Genomic DNA, 17,381 nt, shown 5'->3' with positions numbered 1-17,381 from the left:
GTGAATAATAAGAGGATTTTTATCCCTGCGCGCGTACTTGGCGGCTACGAAAACGTGCGTAAGCCATGCAACCGCTGAACAGGGCAAGCGATAAAAGAGCCTCAACGACCCCACGTAGCGTTTGTGTTGGCAGCGTCGCCACCATCACCCCCTGGCTAAAATACAGTAGGCTTACAAAAGCGAGCCATGCGTGTCCTCGCGGACGTCGACCAATGATAGAAGGCAAAAACAGCACCAGCGGCAGTACAAAGGCAATCATAGGTCGCCAGTTAAACGCGTCTCCCTGGACCATAAAACCGCGAAACAGCATCATTAGTAATAGCAGGCTAAAGCTTATCAGCACCCATTGCCGTGAAAGTGACGTCAGTCGATCGATACCATGCTGTTGCTCGATGCCCTCTAGCCATTGTCTCATCGCACGTCCTCGCGCATCGCGTGCATCGCCAGGGCTAGTTTGGCTAATCGTTTGCCCTGCGCTACGCAAAGAGTACGCTCGTGCTCATCTACCGAGCGGTCGCTGCGCGGGCCTGCTAGATGGCTTGTGCCATACGGAGTTCCACCTGTCTGGGTCGCCAGTAACTCTGTGGCGCTGTAAGGCACGCCAGCATATACCATGCCGTGATGGAGCAAGGGGACCAACATGGTCAATAGCGTGCTTTCCTGCCCGCCATGCAGGCTCGAACTTGAGGTAAAAGCGGTAGCCGGTTTATCGATCAAGGCGCCATTGATCCAAAGGCTGCTGGTAGTATCGAGAAAATATTTAAGCGGTGACGCCATATTGCCAAAGCGCGTGGGGCTACCGAGTGCCAAGCCGCTACAGTGACGTAGATCGTCAAGCTCGGCATAAATCGCACCCTCCTCGGGAATCTCGGGCGTTGTCGCCTCGCAGGTGGGAGATACCGGCGGCACGGTACGCAAACGCGCCTCAATACCGGCCACTTGCTCTACCCCAGCGGCGATCTGCTGCGCCATTGTGGCAGTCGCACCTGAACGCGAGTAATAAAGTATTAAGACATAGGGCAATGCGGACATAATAACTCCAAACTAGGTATTCCCTTAGGGTACCAGAGCGATGCGGGCAGCGGGTAATGGCGAAAACAGGCTTTGAGCATTGGATAGGCGTTGATAGACCCAGGCGCGTTTGCCGTCGGCCAGTTGCTTTTCTTTCCGTTCATAGCGAATACCCAATCGTTCGTAGCGATCAAGGCGTGCTAGCTGATCAGCGGTAACGCGCAAGCGTAAACCATGAACATGGCTATCAGGTTTGGGCGATAAATCCAGGCCATTACGTTGATAGCCCTCAAGCGTGGCTTCTTCGGGGTGTCCTGAGTCGCCCATTACAACCCATCGGACGGGGGCATAACGCAAGGTGCCATATACAAATACGTAGTGTGTACGCTGCTCAACATCCGCAAGATCGTCAGGCCGCTCATAGAACCAAGGGCTAAGCATGGTCAGCCAAAGCCATCCTGCAAGGCCCAGCACCAGTATTGCACACAACGCGAGCAGGCGTTTGACCCAAGCCATGGTGTCCCCTTATGCGGCTAGCAAACGCATTAGAGTGGCGTGCCTCTGCGTGGAAGACAAGCGTAACAAGACGCTTAAGCAATCGATATGGGTTTGATAGGATGAGAGCCACAGCCTATCGGAGAGCCTGCCATGAATCAGCCACTTCATGATGAGATGGATTTTCGAGCGTTTGTAGGCGATGTTAAGCCGCTTCCACAAAAAAATCGGGCAAATACGGCCACTGCGCGTAAGCGACCTTCTGAAGCACAGCTGGCAAGACGCGAATGTGCCGAAGCGGAAATTGATGAGCGGCATAATTTTCTGTCCGATGACTTTGTCGACCTGATACCGCCTTTTGACCCCATTGTGTTCCGCCGTGAAGGGATTCAGCAGGGCGTCGTCGATAAACTCAAGCACGGCGGCTACCCGGTTCAGGCACAGCTTCACTTGATTAGGCGGCCGCTGGCCGAATGCAGAGGACTGGTGTTTCCCTTTATCCAGGATGCTTACGCTCACGACCTACGTTCGGTATTAATTGTTCATGGGCGAGGGCGGGAAATCGACAGCCCGGCCAATGTACTGCGCTCCTATATTGCCAAGTGGCTTATCCAGTTTGACGAAGTGCAGGCCTACATCTCCGCTCAGCCCTCTGACGGCGGGCTAGGCGCCACTTGGGTAATGTTGCGCAAAAGCGACCGAGCGAAAGCCAATAACCGTGAACGGCAGCAGAAACGGCGTGGTTAGTGATGTGTCAGCAACAACGCAAAGGGGCAGCCGTGCGGCTGCCCCTTTTATACCGCTTGACCGCTGACACGCTATCTATTGGTCAGCGTTTAAGCGTTTTTCAAACAGTGCCTGGCGTTCTTCTACATCTGTCTGGTAACGCACGCTGAAAAAACTCAGCGCCCGCAGGGCATCCTCGGGATGCTGGTCATCACGCAACGCCATGGCGGTAAAGCCACAGCGGCGCATGTACTCCAGTTGATCGACCAGTACATCGCCCACTGCACGCACTTCACCCTGATAGCCGAAGCGCTCGCGCAACAGCCGGGCAAGCGTATATCCACGCCCGTCGGTAAACGCCGGAAAGTCAATCGCAATTGCCGGGGCCGAACCGATCTCTTCGGCCAGGGCAGCGGTCAGCTCGCAATCGCTTGGCAGCAGTGGTGCCAGCTCGGTGTCTTCCTGGTTGGCTTTCCACAGTGCAACCGGTACGAAGGCAGGGCGATGCTCGGGGAGTGCCTCCGTATCGTAGGACACGCACCAGGCGTTTTCCGCCGCCAGTTCGCCATCGGCGATCAAGTGATCGGCATGAACCGGCGCCAGTTCAACCGCGTCGGCCTGGTTATCTTTAGGCGGCATACACACGCTCCTTAAAGGGTTTCAGTCCAATGCGACGATAGGTATCCAGGAAGCGCTCATCTTCATGGCGCTGCGCGACGTAGACCTCCAATACTTTTTCGACGACACCGGGAACGTCTTCACGGAAGAAGGAAGGGCCAAGAATCTTGCCCAACGAGGCGTCATCCGTCGAGTTGCCGCCAATGGATACCTGGTAGTACTCCTCCCCCTTTTTATCAACGCCGAGGATGCCGATATGGCCCACATGGTGGTGACCGCAGGCATTCATGCACCCGGAGATATTCAGATCCAGCGGGCCCAGGTCGTAAAGAAAATCGAGGTCTTCAAAGCGCTCCTGCAATGCCTGTGCGATGGGGATCGAGACGGCATTGGCCAGGCTGCAGTAGTCGCCGCCAGGGCAGCAGATGATATCGTTGAGCGTGCCCACCGTCGGGTTGGCCATGCCCAGCGCATCAAGCTCCTGCCAGAGCGCTTCCATCTCATCCACCGGGACGTCAGAAAGCACCAGGTTCTGCTCATGGGTAACGCGGACTTCACCGAAGCTGTAGCGGTCGGCAAGGTCGGCGATGGCGTCCATTTGGTCAGCCGTCACGTCGCCGGGAGCATGCTCGCGGCGTTTGAGAGACAGCGTGACGGCTTTATAGCCGTATACCTTGTGGTCGGTCACGTTATTGGTCACGAAGCGTGCAAAGCCACGGTTTTCCTGGCGAAGGCGCTCATAATCGGCCACCGCGGTTTTATCTACCGCGCGACGTTCCGGCTCGGGGAAGTGGCTCTTCGCTGCCTCGACGGCGGCAGCATTGAGTGTCTGAGGGCCGTCTTTCAGATGCGCCCATTCTTCCTCGACGCGGCGACGGTACTCTTCGATGCCCAGTGCCTTGACCAGAATCTTGATCCGCGCCTTGAACTTGTTGTCGCGACGCCCGAACTGGTTGTAGACCCGCACGCACGCTTCCAGGTAGGTCAGCAGGTGCTGCCAGGGCAGGTCGTCGCGCACCACATCGCCAATCATCGGCGTGCGACCAAGACCACCGCCGGCGAGGACTCTAACACGCAGTTCGCCAGCCTCGTTGTACCACAGCCGCAGACCGATATCGTGAACCTGGATGGCTGCGCGGTCCTGGGAAGCACCGCTGACGGCGATTTTGAACTTGCGTGGCAAATAGGCAAATTCAGGGTGTAGCGTCGACCATTGACGAATCAGTTCGCACCAAGGGCGCGGATCTTCCACTTCATCATTGGCAATACCCGCAAACTGGTCGCTGGTGGTATTGCGAATGCAGTTGCCGCTGGTCTGGATCGCGTGCATCTGGACTTTCGCCAGATCCGCCAGAATGTCCGGCACATCTTCCAACGCAGGCCAGTTGAGCTGCAGGTTTTGGCGCGTGGTGAAGTGGCCGTAGCCGCGGTCGTAGCGGCGAGTAATGTCGCCCAACGCACGCAATTGATGGCCAGCCAACATGCCGTATGGAATCGCGATGCGCAGCATCGGCGCATGTCGTTGGATATAGAGCCCATTCTGCAAACGCAGTGGACGAAATTCTTCCTCTCCCAAACGCCCGGCGCGGTAGCGATCCATCTGATCGCGGAACTGAGCGACACGCTCATCTACCAGCGTTTGGTCATGAATATCATAACGGTACATGGGGCACGGTCCTGCTAAAGCGAAGTTGTCACGTTGAAACGGGACGAATCAGTGTCGCCACCATAACGCGGGCGTCATATTCTACAAAAGAATATATAATTATCTTTTTATCTCAAAATGGTATTTGAAACAGTATTACGCTAGCGACGACGCCCATTGGCGGCGTTGCCATATCCAGAAAAAAGCGGCTGAGTTAATGATGCGATAAATAAGCTGCATTAGCCAAATCCCCAGTAGTCCATAGCCAAGTTCCAGCCCAGCCCACCAAGCTAGCGGTAAAAAAAGCAGCCACTGCATGCCCAGCGTCAACAGCATCACGGTTCGCTGAGCGCCAGCACCCATAAGCGCTTGCGCCAATACCAGCGCGGCCACATCTATCACCACCATCAAGCCAGTCAGTTGAAGTGGGAGCGTACCGAGCGTTATTAAAGCGGGGGCGTCAAAAAACACGCCAAGGACTTTGTCCGGCATCCACAACATGGGTAGCGCCAGGATTACCAGCAATAGCCCCGCCACCCACAGCGCGTCCAGTCCCCAGCGGTGCGCTTCCCACTCGGCGTCTCGGCCAAGAGCTTCACCCACCAGACTCATAGCGGCGACACCTACGCCAACGCCGGGGAGTATGAGTAATAGTGATAGGTTGATCAATACGTGCCCGACGGCAACGCTTGCCGTGCCGAGCTGACTCAATAGCCAGAAAAGCACGGCATAGCCTGCGGCAAACCAAAGCTGCTGGGCCGAGTGGGGCAACGCCAGCCGGGCGGTGGTTCGCAATACTTGTTCGTCAGGTAACACTTTGCGCCACTGCGTAATATCACCTTGACGTGCGGTGACGCCTATCCACAGCACAAGCCCTACACATAGCGAAAGCGTTGTGGCCACGCCTGCACCGCGGGCCCCCAATTCGGGCAGTCCACCAAGGCCAAAAATCAATCCCGCACTAAGGGCCACGTTAAGCAGGTGCACAACCACAATAATACGCAAATATAGGCGAGTGTACTGACGGCCATTCCAGTACCCACGAAAACAAAGGGTGAGCGCAATCGCCGCCAGTGACACCACGCGCCAGCGAAAATAGTCGACGGCCACGCTTTGCACTTCTGTGGTAGGTGACATCCATTGCATGAAGGTCGGCGCTAGCCACCATGCCAGTAACGCCAACACAGTGCCGATCACCAGGCCTACTAACAGACCCGCATAAAGTGGCTGAGATAGGCCTGAATGACCCGCGCCCAGGCGATGAGCAGTTTGGGATTGAACGCTTGAGGACAGGCCAAACACCAGCGCCGTCATCATGAACATGGCGTAACCGCCGAGCCCAACGCCCGCCAGGGCGGTTTCGCCTAAACGACCCACCAGGGCGGCATCGACCAGATTGAGCATGCTCTGGGAAAGCATGCCCAGCATGATCGGCCAAGCCAGACGAACCACTTTGCCGTGGCGGCGTGCGACATACGACACGACTAACTGGGGTCGTAAGACAGCACCGGTGACAGCCAGCGTTCCATTTCCTCAAGCGGCATTTGCTTGCGATCAGCCAATACCCTGACCTGATCCTGAGTAATCTTACCGGTTGAAAAATATTTGGATTGGGGATGCGAGAAATACCACCCTGATACGGCAGCGGCTGGCCACATGGCAAAGTTTTCGGTCAGTGCGAGGCCTGTATTTTCGGTAGCGTTAAGCATCCTGAACAGCGTTGCCTTCTCGGTGTGATCAGGGCAGGCGGGATAGCCGGGGGCAGGGCGGATACCCTGGTATTTTTCGGCAATCAAGGCGTCATTATCAAGCGACTCCTGGGGTACATAGCCCCAGAATTCCTTGCGCACACGTTCGTGCATACGCTCGGCAAAAGCTTCCGCCAAACGGTCTGTCAGCGCCTGAACCATGATGGCGTTATAGTCGTCGCCCGCCGCTTCGTATTCTTTGGCAAGCGCATCGACGCCGTGTCCGGTGGTGACCGCAAAGCCGCCAATCCAATCGGCGTTTCCGCTGTCTTTGGGAGCGATGAAATCGGCCAGACTATAGCAAATGCCGTCACGCCCTTTGGTGGTCTGCTGACGGATATGGTGGAGTCGTTCAACGACCTCGGTGCGGGATTCATCGGCGTACACCTCGATGACGTCGTCGTCGACGGTATTCGCTGGCCATAAACCAATCACGCCCCGCGCCTGGACGCGTTTTTCGTCAAGCAGCTTGCGCAGCATTACTTTGGCATCTTCAAACAGATTGCGGGCCGCCTCGCCAACCACCTTGTCATCAAGGATCTTGGGGTATTTGCCCGCCAACTGCCAACTCATGAAGAAGGGCGTCCAGTCGATGCGCTCGACCAGTTCGTCTAGCGGATAGTCGTTAAAGGTTTGCAGCCCAAGTTGGTGGGGCTTTGCTGGCGTATAGCTGGCCCAATCAGTACGGAAACGCCGCTTGCGCGCCTGGGTGTAGTCAAGGTCGGCAGCTTTTGGGCGTCGCTTGGCGTTGCGTTCGCGAACCTTTTCGTACTCTTCACGTATCTCCGCGATGTAGGGCGTTTTCAGGGTCGGAGTAAGCAATCGGCTCGCTACGCCAACAGCCCGGGAGGCATCGGTGACGTAAATCACCGGGTGGTCGTATTGGGGCTCGATTTTGACCGCCGTATGCGCTTTCGAGGTCGTTGCACCGCCAATCAAAAGCGGCAGGTCCATGCCGCGACGCTTCATTTCCTTGGCCACGTGAACCATTTCATCCAGGGACGGCGTGATCAGGCCGGACAGCCCAATGATGTCGGCGTTGTGATCCTTGGCGGCCTGGAGGATTTTTTCGGCGGGCACCATCACGCCCAGGTCGATAACCTCGTAGTTGTTACACTGAAGCACCACGCCGACAATATTTTTGCCGATATCGTGCACGTCGCCCTTAACCGTGGCCATGACAATCTTGCCCTTGGCCTGGGTATCTTCGCTCTTTTCCGCTTCGATATAGGGGATCAGGTAAGCAACGGCCTGTTTCATGACACGTGCGGATTTGACCACCTGGGGCAGGAACATTTTACCCGCGCCAAACAGGTCGCCGACTACGTTCATGCCGTCCATCAGCGGCCCTTCAATGACCTCAATGGGGCGCGCCGCTTCTGCCCGTGCCAGCTCGGTATCGTCTTCGATGTGCGCCGTAATCCCTTTGACAAGGGCATGTTCGATACGCTTGTTAACCGGCCAGCTGCGCCACTCTAAATCCTCTTTTTTCGCTGCACCGCTGCCATCACCTTTATATTTATCGGCAATATCCAGCAGGCGCTCGGTGCCGTCACTGCGCCGGTTGAGCACCACGTCTTCAACCGCTTCGCGCAGTTCGGCAGGCAGGTCGTCGTAAACGGCGAGCTGGCCCGCGTTGACGATGCCCATGGTAAGGCCCGCGCGTATGGCGTGATACAGAAAGACCGAGTGAATGGCTTCGCGAACCGGGTTATTGCCCCGGAACGAGAATGATACGTTGGACACACCCCCGGAAAGCATCGCGTGAGGCAGGTGTTCGCGGATCCATTGAGACGCTTCGATAAAGTCGACAGCGTAGTTATTGTGCTCTTCAATACCCGTGGCAATGGCGAAAATATTGGGGTCGAAAATAATATCTTCTGCCGGGAAGCCGATTTCATCTACCAGCAGGCGGTAGGCGCGCTTACAGATCTCCGTCTTGCGGGCAAAGGTATCGGCTTGGCCTTCCTCATCAAACGCCATGACCACAATGGCGGCCCCATAGCGGCGGCATTTGGTGGCCTGTTCGCGGAAGGCGGCTTCGCCTTCCTTGAGAGAAATGGAGTTAACCACGGCCTTGCCTTGAACGCACTGAAGTCCGGCTTCGATGATCTCCCATTTGGAAGAGTCGATCATGATCGGCACGCGGGCGATGTCGGGCTCGCCGGCAATCAGGTTCAGAAAGCGCACCATGGCTTCCTGAGACTCCAGCATGCCCTCATCCATATTGATATCGATAACCTGGGCGCCGTTTTCCACCTGCTCGAGCGCGACTTCCAGGGCGGTGGTGAAATCTTCCTCCACGATCAACCGCTTAAAACGCGCCGAACCGGTCACATTGGTGCGTTCGCCGACGTTGACAAACAGCGAATCGGCTTCGATGTTAAACGGTTCCAGCCCCGACAAACGGCAGGCGCGTGAACGCTCAGGCACTTCGCGGGGCGGCAAGCCATGTACGGCTTCCGCAATGGCGCGGATATGTTCCGGTGTGGACCCGCAACAGCCGCCAATAATGTTCACCAGGCCGCTTTGCGCAAACTCACCGACAATGGTTGCCATTTCCTCGGGCGTTTGGTCGTATTCGCCAAATTCGTTGGGCAGGCCCGCATTGGGGTGAGCAGATACAAAGGTATCCGCCTTGGTGGAAAGTTCTTCGACATACTGGCGCAGTTCTTCGGCCCCTAGCGCGCAGTTAAGGCCCACGGAAAGCGGCTCGGCATGGCGAATGGAGTTCCAGAAGGCTTCTGTCGTTTGCCCCGATAACGTCCGCCCGGAGGCATCAGTGATGGTGCCTGAAATCATCACCGGTAGCCGATGGCCAAGGGACTCAAACAGTTCCTCAAGGGCGTAGATGGCGGCTTTGGCGTTAAGTGTATCGAAGATGGTCTCGATCATAATAAGATCGGCGCCGCCGTCGATGAGTGCCTGAGCCGCTTCAAGGTAGTTTTCACGCAGCTCATCAAACGTCACATTGCGTTTGGCTGGATCGTTAACGTCCGGCGATAATGAGGCGGTGCGCGATGTAGGGCCCAGCACACCAGCCACGTAACGCGGCACACCGGTTTCGTCGGCAACGGCGTCACATACTTCCCTGGCCAACCTGGCAGACTCGCGGTTCAGTTCCGGTACAATAGCTTCCATACCGTAGTCGGCCTGGGACAGGCGCGTACTATTAAAGGTATTGGTTTCGATAATATCGGCACCGGCCTCAAGGTAATCGCGGTGAATGCGGGTCACCACGTCCGGGCAGGTCAGTGCCAACAAATCATTGTTGCCTTTCAGGTCCGACGGCCAGTCACTGAAACGTTGGCCACGAAATTCCTCCTCGCTCAGTTCGGCATTCTGCAACATGGTCCCCATACCGCCATCCAGAATATGGATACGTTGATTCAGGCGTTGGGTTAAGGTGGCAATCAAATCACTAGCAGCCATGGCAGGGGAAAGTCTCCAGCGTCGCAGTCAAAAGAGGTTCTCTTATCGTCGGCAGTCGCCGTTTAAATGGGTCAGCGGCGCACTATGATAACAAAGGGTGTCATGCGGGGCAGCAATGTATTGTTTATGAATGCCATAGGCATACATAAAGTGGGTATCATAAATAGCCTAGTAAAACAGTCGGGATTGTGTCGGCGCGCTGTTTTGCTTACCATAGACACAAAATGACATGTGAAGTGGCGCCGCCACTGCCACGGGAGGAAAACACCCCTCATGACCACGACAGCAGAAGCAGAAACCAACGTCGATACCCAAGGTATTGATATTACAAACAGTGCGCAGGATTACTTGGCGGAATTGCTGGAAAAGCAAAACGTTGAAGGTATCGCCGTGCGCATTTTCATCACCCAACCGGGCACGCCCTACGCCGAGACATGCTTAGCATACTGTCGCCCGGGAGAAGAAGAGCCTACCGACGTAAAGCTGGAACTTGAGAAAATTAATGTTTTTCTCGATAAAAACAGCCTGGCATTTCTTGAGGAAGCCGTCGTCGACTTCAATGCCGACCGCATGGGTGGCCAACTGACCATCAAGGCGCCTAACGCCAAGATGCCCAAGGTCAATGCAGATAGCCCCTTGGAAGACCGCGTCAACTATGTTCTATACAGCGAAATCAATCCTGGTTTGGCCTCTCATGGCGGCGAAGTCAAGCTGGTTGAGCTGACCGAGCAAAATATGGCGGTACTGGCCTTCGGCGGCGGCTGCCAGGGTTGTGCGGCCGTTGACCTGACGCTCAAGGACGGCGTCGAGAAAACGCTAATGGAGCGTATTCCCGAACTTGGCGGCATTCGCGATGTGACCGACCATTCGGATACGACCAACGCTTACTACCGGTAAGCCATGGCGTTCCGCCCGCTTTATAGTGCCCAGCAGATGCTGGGCACTTTTGTATGCTAGTCACGTTTACCTTCCTCTATGCCCTCATCAGCCTGATCGCGAGCCATCGACGTCGGCAGGTCAGTTAGTTGCCGTTGCATGGCATCCATCCGTGACCAAAGTTGTTCCTGCCAAGCCTTTTCGCGAGACTCATGCTGCTGAGCTTCTGCAGCTAGTGCTGTTTCTGCGCTATCGAGTCTTTTAGCCACCTCATCATAGCGTTGCTGCAGGGACGAAAGCGTAACTTCAAGCTGTTGCTGAGCTTGTTGCTGGACATTTGCCTCCAACTGATGCTGGTGGAGTGACCTTTCCAGCGCCTTGATCTCTCTCGACAGCGCCTGATTGCGTTCGTCTGCCTGCTTCAGTCGTTGCTGGTAGGCGGTTTCTTCCTGTGCACGTTCTTGCCGAGCGCTGTCCAGCAGGCCCATCAGGCGATCTTCGGCGGCTTCGTGGCGTTGTTCTTCCTGGCACAAACGCGCCTGCCATTCGGCCTGCTCGCGACTCAGTTGATCAGCATGCTCTGCCTGACGCTCAGCCAGTTGCTGCTGGAGGCGTTCATGGGCTGATTGCCACTTGGCTAGCTCGTCACGCGCCTCGCCAGCTTGGGTGCGCCACTGCGCCTCATCAGCCTGGCTTGCGGCCAGATCTCGACTGAGCGCCTCGACGCGCGTTTCTGTATGTCGCAGGTGCTCCGCCAGGGCGCTTTCACGCTGCTCCGCATTGGCGGCCCGCTGGTCGGCGTCGCTGGCCTCCAATCGGGCGACCTCTACTTGGCGATCGGCTTCCTCACGATAGTGGCGTAACGCATCGTGCGCCGCTTCCATAGCTTCTTTCCATAGTTCACTGGCGACGCTGACCACCGACTCGGGCACGCCCTTGGGTGGTGGTACGTCGCGGTTATGTTCCCGCTCAAGGCGCCACTGGCGGAAATGTTCGCTGATAGTGGTAAAGCTGCCCGTACCCAGCACTTCACGAATGCGCTGAACGCTTGGCGTGTCACCTCGAGAAAGCAAGGTGTCGATGGCTTGCTGTACATCTACATATTGAATACCGCTGCGCGCCATTTCTTGCTCCTTTTATGAGGTTTTAATAACCATGATTGTCCTGCTCTTGTTTATATAACGCAATATTACGTAATACGTAAAATGTAATTTATTTATCTTAAAAAACATAAATTCAAGATTACCCGTATTATCTTGAGTTTTTAGAGCATAAAAGCCAGACTTGGTGCACCAGCCAGCAACAGACTCGAATAAGGCGAAGAAGGAAGAAGGAAGAAGGAAGAAGGAAGAAGGAAGAGCGTAGGGTACGAGAGGAGAAAAGACGTCAATGGAAACGTGGGACAATACAGCCACCGCCAACCCGATAGCGCCGTTGGAGAGCCTTCGTGGTTCGCCGGTGTTGCCGCAAATTACCGCGAACACGGACGTGGAGGCGTTATCGGCTTGGCTTGCTGAATATCAGGAAAGTCCGCAGACCTGGAAATGCTACCGCCGGGAAGCCGAACGCTTGCTGCTATGGCTGACGACCCAGAGGTTGACGCTCGACCAAGTAAACCGCGACGTACTGCGCCACTTTGAGGCGTTCCTTGCTGACCCTCAGCCAAGCGCTCAGTGGGTTGGGCCCACCAAACCGCGTCACCACCCCCAATGGCGGCCGTTTCGAGGCGGCTTGTCAGCGGCCAGCCGTCGGCAAAGCCTGATTATCTTGCAAGGACTCTTCAGTTGGCTGGTTGAAGCGGGGTGGGTGCGGCATAACCCGTTTCGCTTAATGCGCGATAAGTCACGGCGGCTAAACAATCAAACGCCACGTATTGAACGCTACCTAGAACGCGAACTTTGGGAATGGCTGTGGCAATGGTTAAATCAGCCGGTGGCGGGGCAGGGCGAACGTGCTATTTATGAAAGCGCTAGGCGTCGTTTTATCTTTGGATTTGCTTACCTGTTAGCCCCCAGGTTGAGCGAGATGGCGGATGCACGAATGGGCGATTTCCAGCAAAGTGAAGGCCGCTGGTGGTGGTCTGTGGTTGGCAAAGGAAATAAGGTGGCGCGTATTCCGCTGCCCGCCGACATGCAGAATTGCTTAATCGAGTGGCGTCTCGCACTGGGGCTGACGGGGTTGCCGACTCACCACGATGACGCGCCGGTTATTCGCGCACTGGATAAACAGCGCAGCGTGGGCCATAACCAGCTGTATCGGCTGATCCGTGACACCTTCAAAGAAGCGGCCGACACGCTACAAGCGGCCGATGGTAATTCGGCGCATATCGCTGCACTGCGCAAAGCCACCCCGCACTGGCTACGACACACCTCTATCACCCATCAGGCCCAGGCAGGCATCAGCTTGCGGCACCTAGCCGACAGTGCACGCCACTCGCGACTTGATACCACGGCGCGCTACCTACATAACGAAGCCATCGAGTGGCACCATGAGCAACAGCGCCATCAGATTATGCCGCGAAGCCCCCAAGACAACATTGAGACGTTATAATGGACCCTATTTTGTGACCCCAACGCCAAAGGATTCACCATGAGCACGTCCGGTGCCGAGCTAGCCCAACAGGAACTGATCGAAGAGTTCGATATGTTTGATAACTGGATGGACCGTTATCAATACATTATTGATATGGGCAAACAGCTACCCCCTTTCCCAGACGAGTGGAAAACCGAAGATCGTAAAATACAGGGCTGTCAGTCGAATGTGTGGATGCACCATGAAGCGCAGGGTGACAAACTGATCTTCAAGGCCACCTCTGATGCAGCGATTGTATCGGGATTGATTGCCGTGCTGCTACGCATTTACAGCGAAAGAACCGCTGCCGAAGTGCGTAATACGGAGCCGCATTTCATGACGGACCTGGGCCTGGACAAACACCTGTCGCCGACGCGCAGCAACGGTTTGCATTCGATGCTGGAGCGCATTTACCAGGTTGCCCGGCAGACCGCTTAGTCGCGCTTGGGGTGGTGGCAATCGGCATGACAGGGATCCTCGTCTTCCCGGCACAAGGCTTCACTACGCCCACCGGGAACGGGATCCATACCGCCTTTGCTGCCCGGGTGGCATTTCAAAATACGCTTCATGGCCATCCAACTGCCTTTGAACGGCCCGTGCACCTGAATGGCTTCAATGGCATAGGACGAACAGCTTGGCCAAAAGCGACAGCGCGGGCCGAGTAGGGGGCTTAACGTATATTGGTAGATGCGCACCATGACGACGAGACACTGACCGACCAGCCAGCGAACGGCATTAACCAGGGTGCGCCAAGCCTTCATGACGATGACTTGGCATAGAGCTCGGCGGGATCAATAAGGGGCTCGCTATTGACCGCCACGCGTTCATTCGACAGTGACAGATAAAAGCAGCTGCGCCGCCCCGTATGGCAGGCAGGTCCCGTTTGCTCGACCTGGAGCAGTAGCGTGTCCCCATCACAATCGATCGCAGCGGCTTTCAGATGCTGCTGCTGGCCGGAAGACTCGCCTTTACGCCATAGTTTGCCCCGCGAGCGCGAGTAATAGCATACCCGCTGGGTTTGTAGCGTTTCTTCCAGCGCTTCACGGTTCATCCAGGCCATCATCAATACCTCACCGGTATCGTGCTGCTGGGCGATGGCAGGTATCAAACCGTCGGCATTAAACGCAGCGGCATCCAGCAACGTCGTTAATGAGGGGAGGGCATCAGCAGGTGACGCTGATTCAAGGTCTTTGAATAGAGGGTTTTCTGAGGACATGTTTACGACTCATCATTGGCTTGGCATTGCTGGCATAACCCTGATAATTCAATGGTTTGACGCTCTACATTGAAGCCCTTACGCTGAGCAAGAGCGGCCAGTTGATCGCTAATTTCATCCAAATGTAGCTCATCCACATAGCCGCACTGCCGACAAATCAACAGTTGAAACCCATGGGCGTGTTCCGGGCACGCGCAGGCAACATAGGCATTTTGCGATTCAATACGGTGAACAAGCCCCTGCTCAATGAGAAACTCCAAAGCACGGTAGACTGTCGGCGGGCGAGCTGCTGCGTGTTCCGTCGAGAGTTTATCGAGTAGGTCGTAGGCTTTTAAACCACCACCATGGCGAGCAATAAGCTCCAGCACTCGGCGCCGAATAGGCGTAAAGCGCACGCCACGCGTGTGGCATTGGGATTCTGCCTGCTGCAATAGCGCATTGGCGTGTGTCATAAACGTCTCGTTGGCCACTGTGAGCACAGTTCGTGCAGTGGAAATAGTTGTTTACGTGATAAGTATAAGTTTACGCGCTTACATCAGGTGTGTCAGGGGGCTCAACCAACTCGCTTGTGCGAGCAAAATGATGCTGCGCAAACGCCACCCGTTTCTCAACGGATACGCCCTCTGGCTGCCGCTCGATAAGATCCAGCCGACGACGAAGCCCCTCACCATTGGTCATTTGAATAGCTAGCCCAGGGCGAGCATTGAGCTCCAGAAGCATAGGGCCATGCTGACGATCAAGCACCATGTCGGTTCCCAAGTAGCCTAATCCGGTCATCTCAAAACAGCCGGCTGCCAAGTTCAGCAACGTTTTCCACTGTGGGACCACTAGACTTGCCAGATCGTGCCCGGTATCCGGGTGAGCAAAACAAGGCCGATCAAACTGAACACCTCGAAGGGCAGCCCCCGTAGCCATATTAAGCCCTACACCGACAGCCCCTTGGTGAAGGTTAGCCTTACCATCCGAAGCGGCCGTTGACAGCCGCATCATGGCCATAACAGGGTACCCTTTAAAAACGATAACACGAATGTCAGGCACGCCTTCGTAGGTATATTCCATCAGGCTTTCATCAAAATTGATCAACGTTTCCACAACGGCCACATCGGGTGAACCGCCTAGCGAGTAAAGACCCGATAGAATGTTGGAAACATGGCGTTCAATATCGGTAATTGAGAGGCGCGCGCCGCTGGGTTTGATGAAGTCGCCATCCTCGACGCTTTCTATGACCAAAATACCTTTGCCACCGCTCCCCTTGGCCGGCTTAATCACAAACCCATGGTGGCCCGCCAGCATCGGACTAATGTGCTTGACGCCAAACTGTGTTGTTACCGTGCCAATTAACGCTGGCGTGGTAATGCCGTAGCGCTGCGCGAGCAGCTTGGTTTTAAGCTTGTCGTCAACCAGCGGGTATAGGCGTCGGTGATTGTAGCGCCCGATGTACCGGATATTGCGCCGGTTCATGCCGATGATGCCTTTATCGCGCAGCTTCGTTGGCCATGTCCAATTACTCAGCCAACTCATAAGGGTTTATCTTCTTCGGTAATAGGCTTAAAGCGACGCAGTTCTAACAGCCGGTAGCCGGTGTAATTACCCAGCAGCAGAATCAGCGCCATTAATATGAACTGGACGCCCAGGAAATTAAACGTGATGTGGCGTACCCAAGGGTTGTTCATCGCTAAAAATGCAATCACTGCGGTTAATAAGCTACCACCTCCCTGTATCAAGACCTGCTTGGGGCCTTCCTCTTCCCACAAAATCGACATCCGCTCAATCGTCCAGGCGAGAATGATCATCGGGAAGAATGTAATGGTCAGCCCCGCGTTGAGGCCCATTCGATACGCCAACACCGAAAACACCGAGATAATGGCAATGACGGTAATGATCACCGCCGAGACCCTAGCAACCAACAATAAATTCAAATAAGACAAATAGTTACGGATAATCAACCCAACCGCGACCACCAGTAAAAAACCAATCAGACCGGTGGTAAGGCTGGTTTGAATGAAGGCGAGGGCGATTAATACCGGCATAAAAGTGCCTGAGGTTTTAATGCCGACCAACACGCGCAGAAACACCACCACCAGAGCCCCAATGGGGATTAACAAAATGGTTTGAAACAGCGCCTGTTCTTCAAGCGGCAAGCTATGAATCGAGAAGTTGAGCAGTGTGTCATTAGAGTTAAGATTACGCACCGCCGCCGAAGCGGGCTGGTGGTGAGTCATCATTGAAAAACTAACGTTGGAGTTGCTGCCTCCCTGGACTTCAAGCACAGCCTCGCCGGTCGTTTCCCACAACAATAAATTGTCGGGTTTGCCTTGCTCGCCAGTTACTGGATGAAAGAGCGACCAGGTTTCTTCATCTTCATCGAATACCTGGATCCAACTGGTTAGGGTTTGCCGACGGCGACCATCTTCTAAGAGCAAGCCACTCACCGCGCGTGCTTTTACCTCTGCCTGGTTCAATAGCCGGATAATCAGCGGCGCCGGATCGACCTCACCAAGCAGTAACCGGGCGTTCTCATCCTGACGTTCGCCGTTGATGTCACGAATCAGCTCACGAGCAAAGGTGGCATTATTGGCACTGCGCTCCCAGGCTTCCTCAATAAGTTGCTCGGCGGCGGAATCGAAAGGCGATTCCCACTCCACCGCTGGCGGCAGCTCCGGTGCGATTTGTACGGGCGCCTGGGCATCAGGTGAGACCAGCATTTGCACTGAATAATAAAGTTGCTGTTCTCCATCGGCTTCGCGAATAGTCCACTCGGCACTGCGCCCGGTCTCATCGGATTGATAGGCGAGTCCATAGCCGGAAGAAGCTGTGTTCTCGGTTAATACACGATACCCTGACTGTTGTGTTGGCAGCGCGAAATCAACCTCTACGGGACCATCCTGGGCGTCAAAAGAAATAACCGCTTCAATTTCCCAAACCTGGCGCTGTTCGTCCGGTACCCAAGGGATCTCAAACTGAATGTGGCGGTGAACACTCATCGCGATACCTGCAATGAGCAGCAAGCCGACGATGAAATAAAACGGTAGCCGTGACATCA

17 protein-coding genes are annotated in these 17,381 nt (G+C 55.4%); 4 read left to right on the top strand and 13 right to left on the bottom strand.

Annotated elements, in window-relative coordinates; translation table 11 throughout:
• Positions 1–19: 19 nt before the first annotated feature.
• From CPH17_RS03110 to CPH17_RS03100, 3 genes are read right to left on the bottom strand one after another with little or no spacing between them, the layout of a single operon-like run.
• Positions 20–415: a DUF2069 domain-containing protein gene (locus tag CPH17_RS03110; RefSeq protein WP_074396366.1), complete on the bottom strand. Its 396-nt coding sequence runs from the start codon at positions 413–415 to the stop codon at positions 20–22.
• Positions 412–1,032 carry an NAD(P)H:quinone oxidoreductase gene (wrbA, locus tag CPH17_RS03105; RefSeq protein ID WP_074396367.1) on the bottom strand — a complete coding sequence of 207 codons (621 nt, stop codon included), beginning with the start codon at positions 1,030–1,032 and terminating at the stop codon, positions 412–414. The genes CPH17_RS03110 and wrbA overlap by 4 nt, the downstream gene beginning before the upstream one ends.
• Positions 1,033–1,056: 24 nt before the next feature.
• Positions 1,057–1,527 (bottom strand): gamma-glutamylcyclotransferase family protein, encoded by a 471-nt coding sequence (locus tag CPH17_RS03100; RefSeq protein ID WP_074396368.1) that lies wholly within the window; start codon positions 1,525–1,527, stop codon positions 1,057–1,059.
• Positions 1,528–1,659: 132 nt separating this feature from the next.
• On the opposite strand from CPH17_RS03100, the gene smrA reads away from it, so the two are divergent.
• Positions 1,660–2,253 carry a DNA endonuclease SmrA gene (gene smrA, locus CPH17_RS03095; protein WP_074396369.1) on the top strand — a complete coding sequence of 198 codons (594 nt, stop codon included), beginning with the start codon at positions 1,660–1,662 and terminating at the stop codon, positions 2,251–2,253.
• Positions 2,254–2,328: 75 nt separating this feature from the next.
• On the opposite strand, the gene CPH17_RS03090 is transcribed toward smrA, so the two are convergent.
• The 4 genes from CPH17_RS03090 to metH form a co-directional block, all read right to left on the bottom strand.
• A complete protein-coding gene (locus tag CPH17_RS03090) occupies positions 2,329–2,871 on the bottom strand; it encodes a DUF934 domain-containing protein (protein ID WP_074396370.1) in 543 nt (180 codons plus the stop codon).
• A complete protein-coding gene (locus tag CPH17_RS03085; RefSeq protein WP_074396371.1) occupies positions 2,861–4,516 on the bottom strand; it encodes a nitrite/sulfite reductase in 1,656 nt (551 codons plus the stop codon). Before CPH17_RS03085 ends, CPH17_RS03090 begins: the two co-directional genes overlap by 11 nt.
• Positions 4,517–4,651: 135 nt before the next feature.
• Entirely contained in the window at positions 4,652–5,977 is a 1,326-nt protein-coding gene (locus CPH17_RS03080; protein WP_074396372.1) for an MATE family efflux transporter, read from the bottom strand.
• Between the two features lie 2 nt (positions 5,978–5,979).
• The gene (gene metH, locus CPH17_RS03075; protein ID WP_096298245.1) at positions 5,980–9,675 is read right to left on the bottom strand and encodes a methionine synthase; all 3,696 of its coding nucleotides are present in this window, start codon (positions 9,673–9,675) and stop codon (positions 5,980–5,982) included.
• A gap of 273 nt (positions 9,676–9,948) precedes the next feature.
• Between metH and nfuA the strand changes: the two genes are divergently transcribed.
• Entirely contained in the window at positions 9,949–10,572 is a 624-nt protein-coding gene (gene nfuA / locus CPH17_RS03070) for a Fe-S biogenesis protein NfuA (protein WP_074396374.1), read from the top strand.
• Between the two features lie 56 nt (positions 10,573–10,628).
• On the opposite strand, the gene CPH17_RS03065 is transcribed toward nfuA, so the two are convergent.
• A complete protein-coding gene (locus CPH17_RS03065; RefSeq protein WP_074396375.1) occupies positions 10,629–11,675 on the bottom strand; it encodes a DNA-binding protein in 1,047 nt (348 codons plus the stop codon).
• 265 nt (positions 11,676–11,940) lie between these two features.
• On the opposite strand from CPH17_RS03065, the gene CPH17_RS03060 reads away from it, so the two are divergent.
• Both CPH17_RS03060 and CPH17_RS03055 read left to right on the top strand, forming a co-directional pair.
• On the top strand, positions 11,941–13,101 hold the full coding sequence (locus CPH17_RS03060) for a tyrosine-type recombinase/integrase (RefSeq protein WP_096298243.1): 1,161 nt from the start codon (positions 11,941–11,943) through the stop codon (positions 13,099–13,101).
• A gap of 39 nt (positions 13,102–13,140) precedes the next feature.
• Positions 13,141–13,560 (top strand): SufE family protein, encoded by a 420-nt coding sequence (locus CPH17_RS03055; protein ID WP_074396377.1) that lies wholly within the window; start codon positions 13,141–13,143, stop codon positions 13,558–13,560.
• Here the strand turns inward: CPH17_RS03055 and yidD are convergent.
• The 5 genes from yidD to CPH17_RS03030 all read right to left on the bottom strand — a co-directional run bounded on the left by yidD (position 13,557) and on the right by CPH17_RS03030 (position 17,379).
• Positions 13,557–13,883: a membrane protein insertion efficiency factor YidD gene (gene yidD / locus CPH17_RS03050; RefSeq protein ID WP_074396378.1), complete on the bottom strand. Its 327-nt coding sequence runs from the start codon at positions 13,881–13,883 to the stop codon at positions 13,557–13,559. The two genes, CPH17_RS03055 and yidD, sit on opposite strands and share 4 nt — an antisense overlap.
• Positions 13,880–14,338 carry a phosphoribosyl-AMP cyclohydrolase gene (hisI, locus tag CPH17_RS03045; RefSeq protein WP_074396379.1) on the bottom strand — a complete coding sequence of 153 codons (459 nt, stop codon included), beginning with the start codon at positions 14,336–14,338 and terminating at the stop codon, positions 13,880–13,882. The genes yidD and hisI overlap by 4 nt, the downstream gene beginning before the upstream one ends.
• Positions 14,339–14,340: 2 nt before the next feature.
• Positions 14,341–14,790: a transcriptional repressor gene (locus CPH17_RS03040; protein WP_074396380.1), complete on the bottom strand. Its 450-nt coding sequence runs from the start codon at positions 14,788–14,790 to the stop codon at positions 14,341–14,343.
• A 70-nt stretch (positions 14,791–14,860) separates the two neighbouring features.
• Positions 14,861–15,859, bottom strand: a complete 999-nt coding sequence (locus CPH17_RS03035) for an alpha-L-glutamate ligase-like protein (RefSeq protein WP_074396381.1) — start codon at positions 15,857–15,859, stop codon at positions 14,861–14,863.
• Complete coding sequence (locus CPH17_RS03030; RefSeq protein ID WP_074396382.1) at positions 15,856–17,379, bottom strand: inactive transglutaminase family protein; 1,524 nt, start codon at positions 17,377–17,379, stop codon at positions 15,856–15,858. The genes CPH17_RS03035 and CPH17_RS03030 overlap by 4 nt, the downstream gene beginning before the upstream one ends.
• Positions 17,380–17,381 lie beyond the last annotated feature (2 nt).

This window comes from Halomonas sp. hl-4, assembly GCF_900215475.1.
Taxonomy (GTDB): Bacteria; Pseudomonadota; Gammaproteobacteria; order Pseudomonadales; family Halomonadaceae; genus Vreelandella.
Note: the sequence above shows the minus strand (reverse complement) of the source record. Positions and strands in the feature narration are given on the sequence as shown.